This window comes from Flectobacillus sp., from assembly GCF_049240685.1.
In the GTDB taxonomy this organism is placed as follows: domain Bacteria; phylum Bacteroidota; class Bacteroidia; order Cytophagales; family Spirosomataceae; genus Flectobacillus.
In genome coordinates this window covers 1-6972 of record NZ_JBMLSD010000214.1, presented here as the reverse complement: position 1 = coordinate 6972, position 6972 = coordinate 1, and the positions used below count along the sequence as shown (strand labels likewise).

Below are 6972 nucleotides of genomic sequence, written 5' to 3'. Positions count from 1 at the left end.
GGCTCTGATAATCTACATATATCTATCTTGAATTAACATAACTGTTTCTTTGATATTCTTCGCTTTAATTGGGTCGCCTAGGGCAGTAAAAGTCCAGTTATTGTTGAGTTTTTCGATTTTACCCATAATCATTGACACATATCCACTGTAAGTCTCATCTGAAGCAATGTTATAGGTTGCAAAAGTCTGTTGTGGGTTGTGATTTTTACCTTCGACAATTTTGATTTTGGCATAAGGAATAGTGGCAAAATCTTGTTGTTTGTAGGAGTTTAAATAAATAAAAATCGATGTGACTTTCGGATTTATTTGCTCAAGATTGATGTAAATGATTTCATTATCTTTATTGTCGGCACTACTGTCACCAACCCTGTCGTCACCACTATGCTTGATAGCGCCATCTCTTGATTTTAAATTATGGAAATATACGGTTTCAATTTCTTGTTTATCACCAGCAAAAAGCGAAACCGACCCATCTAAATCTACAGCGGTCGAATCCTTCAAAAGTCCAAACAAATAAGAATGTTGAATACTTCCCCAGTCTAGGCCGATACTAATTTCTTTTAGTTGAGTGCCGTTTTTCTCTAAAGAAATACGGCTGTTTTTGGTCAGATTTATCATGAAATTAAGGTGTTTATCTATTAAACGAACATATCAACTAGTGCTTGCAATTCATCCTTTGAACCTTGAGAATCAGCATAGAAATACCATTCATTTCCTGATTTCTTGATTCTGGCAAACACGAGTGCATTTTCGGCATTGTGTGAACTGTCTAAGTCATAGTTTACTACTTCTGATTTGGTATCCATGTCCACTATACGTATGTAGGCATCACGCAACATCCCAAACGAATGATTACGAAGTTGCGCTTGATGAATAGTTACACAGATACATATTTCCGTTGCGTTAGGATGAATATTATCTAAGTTTGCTAAAATAACCTCATCGTCATCATTATCGCTACCTGTACGATTGTCACCCGTGTGTTGAACGGAGCCATCTGGCGCTTTTAAATTGTTGTAAAAAACAAAATACTCATCCGATAAGAGTTTGCCGTTTGCTCCAAGAATAAAGACTGATGCGTCTAAGTCTACAGGAATAGAAGCGTATTCCCAGCCAAGCCCAATCATCAGTTTGTTGAGCTTTGTCATTGATTTTGATAGGTTTATTGAACCGCCTTTTTTGAGATTGATTGCCATGTTGTTTTGAGTTTAAGTATTTTAAAATAGGAAACAGGTATTTGTCTTTGACTACATCCAATAAAAATGTATGACTCTTGCCTATTTAAAGAAATCGTCGATTTTTTTCTGTTTATCGCTTTGTGGTTTTTCTGTCGGAGTATCTTTTGTTTTACTAAAAAAGTCTTCTATTTTTTGGGCTTGTTTATCGTTTAATTTCAAATCTTTTTCAGATTTAAGTTTTTCCCAGTCTTTTTCGATACTTTGCTGAAAGGCAATTTCTTCAAAAGCTTTTTTGATGATGGTATCATTTTGTTGCAATTCTTCTCGCATGCTTCGCTCATCTTCCTTGATTTGAAACTGCTGCTCCAAGGCCGAAATTTGCTCTAGTGCTGAGGCATTTTCCTGATTTTGAACACCTTCTACTAGTTTTTGTGTTTTAGCTGCTTCAACTTTGGCAATAAGCATCTGACCTTTTAGTCGAGTAGACTCAAGTCGAAATTGTAAATCCTGATGCTGCGCTTCGAGTTGATTGAGCAATTGCTGAGCTTGATTCAACAAAGTTTTATACTCACTGATACGTTCATCGACCAGTGATTTTTTGCGTAACCATTGTTGAGCTTGTTCCTCGTTGCCTGTTTGTAAGGATTTTTGTGCAGCCTGATACAATTGATTGGCTTGCCCTTGTAGTTCCTCCGCTTTGGCGAGAAGACTATGATAATTATTTTGGGCAACCTTTTTTACTTGCTCGGCATCGGCAATCGCTTTAATGAGTTCTTTTTCGGCCAAAGCCAACAAAACGTTTGGGTCTTGAGGGTTAGGGTCGGTGGAGGACTTTTTTTCATGGTTAAATAGGATTTGTAGTAAATCAGACCACATTTTAAATCATGTTTTGGTTTATTTGTTCGAAATTTAGCAGGTTTAATGCTGAACTAACAAGCAAAATCGGGATGATTGGTTGCTAGTGTGGATGATGTGCTGTAGCTTTGGATGGAATCAAAAATAAATGTACAGGAATCAAACACTCTTCTAAATATATGGAAAAAATTGGATTAGCATTCGAAAAGTTCGACGATTATAACAAACAAGACCCTAATATTTTTGTTTGGAATGGCGAAACCTATCCACAAGAATATTTTATGGCCTTGAAATGTTCAGAATGGGTTCTGCGACTAGACCCACAAGCAAATGAAGAATTGCAATTAGCTTCGAGAAGCCAACATATTGGGCGTTGGAGTATTCCTCGTCATACTTATCCAGAAGGAAAAGTGGGCTACTTAACTTGGAGAAAAGATTTGGGTAAATTTCATGCCGAAACTGCCGCTCAAATCCTAGGGGAGGTAGGCTACGAAGAATCAGTAATAGAAAGAGTAAAGCAAATTATTACAAAACAAAAAATCAAGCAGGATGCCGATGTGCAAACTATCGAAAATGCACTATGTTTAGTTTTCTTGGAGTTTCAATATGAGGCATTTTTTCAAAAACATGATGATGAAAAAATGATTGAAATTATCAGGAAATCATTGTTGAAAATGGATGCTCACGGGCATAGTTTTGCCTTACAATTATCTTATAGCGAAAAAGGATTAAACTTAATTCAAAAAGCTTTGGAGAGATTGGGTTAAGAGAAAATAGGAGTGATTTTACAAGTTGAGACGTAATACTTTACGTCTTAAGCTATCAAAAAAAGCGGTCGAAAAATAATTTTCGACCGCTTTTGTATTGCTAAATTTCGAGATGACTTATGTTCCGAAGATTCAGAAGTTTATAAGCAATACCAATATTATTGTTTATAAACTACGCCATCTTTCATTACAAAACTTACTTTACGCATTTGGGTAATGTCTTGTAAAGGGTTGCCATCTGTAGCGATAATATCAGCAAATTTGCCCGCTTCGATAGAACCGAGGTCTTTTTCAACCCCTAAAATTTTGGCTGGTGTAACTGTTGCAGCCTGAATAGCCTCCATGGCAGGCATACCTGCCTCGACCATGTATTGAAATTCATAGGCATTTAATCCATGCAAAGACACGCCCGAGTCTGTACCAAAAGCAATTTTCACCCCAGCTTTATAGGCTTTACCAAACATATTTTGGATAAGTGGTCCTGTTTCCAAAGCTTTTGGAACTACCAAAGGATGGTAATAGCCCGGTACTTTTGCTGAATCAGCTACTGTTTTTCCTGCCAAAATTGTAGCTACAAGGTAAGTTCCTTTTTGTTTCATAATATCGATGGCTTCATCATCCATAAAAGTACCATGCTCAATCGTTGTTACGCCTGCTTTAGCTGCACGCTTGATGCCTTCAGCACCATGTGCGTGAGCTGCGACATGATATCCATAGTCTTTAGCTGTCTTGATAATAGCCTCTAATTCATCTTCTTGAAACTGTGGTGCTTTCCCGTTTTTAGCAATACTCAAAACACCACCAGTAGCCGTAATTTTAATACAGTCAGAGCCTTCCTTGTAGCGTTGACGAACAGCCTGACGAGCTTCTTCTGCACCATTGATTACGCCTGTAACCATGTGTGGGTCTGGGGTGTAATTTTCACTCAAGGCATTAGTTGGGTCGCCATGTCCACCTGTAGTAGCGATGGTTCTACCAGCAGTATAAATACGCGGACCAACTGCAATACCTTTACTAATTGCATTACGAAGTGATATGTTGACACCAGAGCCTCCTAGGTCACGGACCGAAGTAAATCCAGCCATCAAGGTTACTTTGGCGTTACGCGCTGCTTCAAAGGCTACATCAGCTTGGTTGAATTGGTATCGCTTTATTAATTGATCTTTACTTGTTTCGCCTTCAATATGCACGTGCATATCCGTTAAACCGGGCATCACCGTTTTGGACTTTAGATCGATAACTTTGTCTGTACCTTTCGGGGCAAGATATCCCGTTTGAACTCCTGTAACTCTTCTGCCTTCAACAATGACCGTTACCTGACTTTGGGTATTTCCTTTGGTAACGTCAATAAAAGTACCGCAGTGTAGAAGTGTACGTTGTGCCAGAGATGCCGTACTAAAAATCGCGATGGTAGCGATGGTCTGTAGGATTTTTTTCATATTTATAAATAAAGGTAGTTTGGCCTAAAAGGCGGTGAAAAGTGGAATGTTTAATAAACAATCATAAAATCAATATTTATGATAACTTCCTAAAAATAAGAATTACGTTTTATAAAATCGAAAAATGTTGCTTCTTTTTGAAAAAGAGACGATTTTTTCTCGTCATTCGGGCTTTTGGGCGTAACTTAGGGGTTCAATTCTTTTGTATTAGGTGTTTACTCAATTTAGTATATTGATTTTATTGAGTAGTATTAGAAAAAGCTTGATAAAAAAGATTAAAAATCGCTTTTGAATTAGCCAAAAGCGTAGGTATAAAAAACCTTTGTTAATCAAAAAATTAATAAAATTGCCAAAATTACGGTTGATTTTGGTAGAAATTGGAGGGCCAAGATGAAGAAACAAACTAAAGCCATCAGAATTCAGGCAGAACGTTCACACAATCGTGAACATTCAGTGCCATTGTACCTAACTTCAAGTTTTACTTTTGAAGATGTAGAGCAAGGAAGAGCCATTTTTGCAGAGGAAATGGAGGGAAATATTTATTCGCGATATATGAATCCTAATGTGGACGAATTCGTAGAAAAAATGTGTATGCTCGAAAATACTGAAGATGGACTTGCTTTTGCGTCTGGTATGGCGGCCAACTTTGCGGCAATGGCAGCTTTATTACAACAGGGCGACCATGTTGTCGCATCAAAAGCTTTGTTTGGTTCTGCTATTCAGATTTTGAGTAAAATTACGACCAAATGGGGCATTACATGTACCTATGTGGATGGACATAATATTCAAGAATGGGAAAATGCCATTCAGCCTAATACCAAATTCTTGTTTTGTGAAAGTCCTTCAAACCCTGGCTTGGATTTGATTGACCTTGAGGCTATCGCTCAGTTGAAAGCAAAGCATAATTTGATTTTGGCGGTGGATAACTGTTTTGCTACGCCAGTGATTCAGACCCCTGCAGATTGGGGGGCAGACTTAGTGATTCACTCGGCTACAAAATACATCGATGGTCAAGGTCGTGTGTTGGGGGGAGTAGTTTGTGGTCGTGCCGATTTGATTAAAGAAATTCGGTTCTTTGCGCGACACACAGGGCCATCTATGTCGCCGTTCAATGCTTGGATTTTATCAAAAAGCTTAGAGTTGATTCATCTTCGCATGGAAAAACATTCGGAAAATGCTTACAAATTAGCTTCAGCTTTAGAAGGAAACGATGCGCTAAATTTTGTGAAATATCCATTTTTGACTTCCCATCCACAATACGAATTGGCGAAGAAACAGATGAAAATGGGCGGTGCTATTATGACAATGGATGTAAAAGGTGGTTTTGAGGTGGTAAATAAAATGTCAAAATATTTGAAAATTGCTTCTATCTCACCAAACTTGGGCGATACTCGAACTATTATCACACACCCAGCGTCGACAACACACTCAAAATTAAGCGCCGAACAACGTGCAGAAGTAGGAATAACTGATGGATTGGTACGTATTGCGGTAGGTTTGGAGTCGGTTGAAGATTTAATTGCTGATTTTCAACAAGCGTTAGAAAAAGCAATTGCAGAATAAAAAAATGTTGATGGGAAATTGCGCCATTTTTCTCATCAACAAAATTTTAAATGAATAAGCTATGTTTGTTGCATTACTAATATGTTTGGGTCTTGTTTTGGCAAATGTTGTAATCGGAGTATACACCGAACGGAAAGTCTCTGCTTTTATGCAAGACCGTTTGGGGCCTATGGTGGTAGGAAAATATGGTTCCTTACAGTTAATTGCCGATTTGGTCAAACTTTTGTTAAAAGAAGATATTGTACCTAAGCTGGCGGATAAATGGCTGTTTTTAGCCGCACCTTGTTTGATATTTGTGGCCATCTTTGCTGGTTTTGCGGTGGTTCCTCTGGGGCCAGGAGAATATTTGCAAGGCTCACAAGCTCAAATTGGGGTTTTTTATTTACTGGCCATTGTCTCTATTGACATTATTGGGGTTTTGATGGCTGGTTGGTCGTCTAACAATAAATATTCTTTGTTGGGTGCTATGCGTTCAGTAGCGCAAATTGTATCGTATGAGATTCCATTAGGCTTATCGGTGTTGTGTGTTGTCATGATTTCCCAAACCTTAAATTTACAAGAGATTAGTACGCAACAAGGCATCTTTTCAGGGCAAGACAATTACCTTTTTGGCTTGAAGTCCCTAGGAATTGAGGTAACGCAAATAGGTGGATTTTTGACTTGGAATATCTTCAGAGTACCGTTTTTCTTGGGGGTGTTTATTATTTTCTTTATCGCTTCTTTGGCGGAATGTAACCGTGCACCCTTTGACTTACCCGAGGCTGAGTCTGAATTGGTAGGAGGATTTCATACAGAGTACTCAGGAATGCGTTGGGCCTTGATTTTTCTATCTGAATATGGTATGATGCTGTTGGTGAGTGTGTTGGCCGTCATTCTGTTTTTAGGTGGTTGGAATTCACCTTTTCCTAATATCGGTTCCCTAAAGTTAGCTAATTGGACTTCTGGAGAACCAGGGTCATGGTCTGGTGCAATTTGGGGATTTGTGTGGTTATTGATAAAGGCATATATGCTCATTTTTGTACAAATGTGGGTACGATGGACATTCCCTCGTTTGCGTGTAGACCAACTGATGTATCTTACTTGGAAGGTGCTAACTCCTTTTTCTATTTTGGCGGTATTCTTATCGGCTATTTGGAGAATGTTAATGATTTAAGAGTTACTGAAAAATAG

General features: G+C 38.3%; 7 protein-coding genes. 3 read left to right on the top strand and 4 right to left on the bottom strand.

Annotated features, from left to right (window positions below):
- Window positions 1-12: 12 nt before the first annotated feature.
- The 3 genes from ACOVQ4_RS09780 to ACOVQ4_RS09770 form a co-directional block, all read right to left on the bottom strand.
- Complete coding sequence (locus ACOVQ4_RS09780) at window positions 13-618, bottom strand: TerD family protein (protein WP_421820467.1); 606 nt, start codon at window positions 616-618, stop codon at window positions 13-15.
- A gap of 20 nt (window positions 619-638) precedes the next feature.
- A complete protein-coding gene (locus tag ACOVQ4_RS09775; protein WP_283343702.1) occupies window positions 639-1196 on the bottom strand; it encodes a TerD family protein in 558 nt (185 codons plus the stop codon).
- An 81-nt stretch (window positions 1197-1277) separates the two neighbouring features.
- Window positions 1278-2054: a PspA/IM30 family protein gene (locus ACOVQ4_RS09770; protein ID WP_421820466.1), complete on the bottom strand. Its 777-nt coding sequence runs from the start codon at window positions 2052-2054 to the stop codon at window positions 1278-1280.
- A gap of 158 nt (window positions 2055-2212) precedes the next feature.
- Between ACOVQ4_RS09770 and ACOVQ4_RS09765 the strand changes: the two genes are divergently transcribed.
- Window positions 2213-2800 carry a DUF4202 domain-containing protein gene (locus ACOVQ4_RS09765; RefSeq protein ID WP_421820465.1) on the top strand — a complete coding sequence of 196 codons (588 nt, stop codon included), beginning with the start codon at window positions 2213-2215 and terminating at the stop codon, window positions 2798-2800.
- A 158-nt stretch (window positions 2801-2958) separates the two neighbouring features.
- Here ACOVQ4_RS09765 and ACOVQ4_RS09760 read toward each other — a convergent pair whose 3' ends face one another.
- The gene (locus ACOVQ4_RS09760; protein ID WP_421820464.1) at window positions 2959-4239 is read right to left on the bottom strand and encodes an amidohydrolase family protein; all 1281 of its coding nucleotides are present in this window, start codon (window positions 4237-4239) and stop codon (window positions 2959-2961) included.
- A 390-nt stretch (window positions 4240-4629) separates the two neighbouring features.
- On the opposite strand from ACOVQ4_RS09760, the gene ACOVQ4_RS09755 reads away from it, so the two are divergent.
- Window positions 4630-5802 (top strand): trans-sulfuration enzyme family protein, encoded by a 1173-nt coding sequence (locus ACOVQ4_RS09755; RefSeq protein ID WP_421820463.1) that lies wholly within the window; start codon window positions 4630-4632, stop codon window positions 5800-5802.
- A 61-nt stretch (window positions 5803-5863) separates the two neighbouring features.
- The gene (locus ACOVQ4_RS09750) at window positions 5864-6955 is read left to right on the top strand and encodes a complex I subunit 1/NuoH family protein (RefSeq protein ID WP_421820462.1); all 1092 of its coding nucleotides are present in this window, start codon (window positions 5864-5866) and stop codon (window positions 6953-6955) included.
- The last annotated feature ends 17 nt before the right edge of the window (window positions 6956-6972 follow it).

Bases quoted from the DNA above. Each gene is read 5' to 3' on its own strand.
- ACOVQ4_RS09780 (WP_421820467.1), bottom strand. From the start codon at position 618: ATGATAAATCTGACCAAAAACAGCCGTATTTCTTTAGAGAAAAACGGC.
- ACOVQ4_RS09760 (WP_421820464.1), bottom strand. From the start codon at position 4,239: ATGAAAAAAATCCTACAGACCATCGCTACCATCGCGATTTTTAGTACG.
- ACOVQ4_RS09750 (WP_421820462.1), top strand. From the start codon at position 5,864: ATGTTTGTTGCATTACTAATATGTTTGGGTCTTGTTTTGGCAAATGTT.
- ACOVQ4_RS09775 (WP_283343702.1), bottom strand. From the start codon at position 1,196: ATGGCAATCAATCTCAAAAAAGGCGGTTCAATAAACCTATCAAAATCA.
- ACOVQ4_RS09770 (WP_421820466.1), bottom strand. From the start codon at position 2,054: ATGTGGTCTGATTTACTACAAATCCTATTTAACCATGAAAAAAAGTCC.
- ACOVQ4_RS09755 (WP_421820463.1), top strand. From the start codon at position 4,630: ATGAAGAAACAAACTAAAGCCATCAGAATTCAGGCAGAACGTTCACAC.
- ACOVQ4_RS09765 (WP_421820465.1), top strand. From the start codon at position 2,213: ATGGAAAAAATTGGATTAGCATTCGAAAAGTTCGACGATTATAACAAA.